The organism is Thauera mechernichensis (assembly GCF_029588855.1).
GTDB lineage: Bacteria > Pseudomonadota > Gammaproteobacteria > Burkholderiales > Rhodocyclaceae > Thauera > Thauera mechernichensis.
The window spans coordinates 1-838 of sequence record NZ_JARQZE010000046.1; the positions used below are offsets into that span (position 1 = coordinate 1).

At 67.7% G+C, this 838-nt stretch carries 1 protein-coding gene; it reads left to right on the forward strand.

Translation table 11 applies throughout. The features are described from left to right. Positions 1 to 838: allantoinase PuuE (puuE, locus tag P7F68_RS19880; protein WP_277835667.1), on the forward strand; the 838-nt coding region annotated here is incomplete at both ends.

An 838-nucleotide genomic window follows, 5' to 3' on the forward strand; every position in this document is an offset into this window, starting at 1 on the left:
GGCCGCGCCCGCATCGCCGTGCAGTTCGTGCTCAACTACGAGGAAGGCGGCGAGAACTGCGTGCTGCACGGTGACGCCGGCAGCGAGCAGTTCCTGTCCGAGCTATTCAACGCCGCCAGCTACCCCGAGCGCCACCTGTCGATGGAGGGTATCTACGAGTACGGCTCGCGCGTGGGCGTGTGGCGCTTCCTGCGCGAGTTCGAGCGCCGCGGCCTGCCGATGACGATCTTCGGGGTGTCGATGGCGCTCGAGCGCCACCCCGAGCTCACCGCCGCGTTCAAGGAACTGGGCCACGAGATCGCCTGCCACGGCTGGCGCTGGATCCACTACCAGAACGTGCCGGAAGAGCTCGAGCGCGAGCACATGAAGATCGGCATGCAGATCATCGAGCGCCTGACCGGCGAGCGCGCAGTGGGCTGGTACACCGGCCGCGACTCGGTGAACACCCGGCGCCTGGTGGCCGACTACGGCGGCTTCCTGTACGACTCGGACTACTACGGCGACGACCTGCCGTTCTGGACCGAGGTGCGCAAGACCAACGGCGACACCGTGCCGCACCTGGTCGTGCCCTACACCCTCGACACCAACGACATGCGCTTCGCGCTGCCGCAGGGCTTCTCGCACGGCGACGAGTTCTTCGAGTACCTGAAGGACGCCTTCGACGTGATGTATGCCGAGGGCGAGGAGCGCCCGGCGATGATGAGCATCGGCATGCACTGCCGCCTGCTCGGCCGCCCGGGCCGCTTCCGTGCGCTGCAGCGCTTCCTCGACCACATCGAGAAGCACGACCGCGTATGGGTGTGCCGCCGCGTCGACATCGCCCGCCACTGGATCGAGC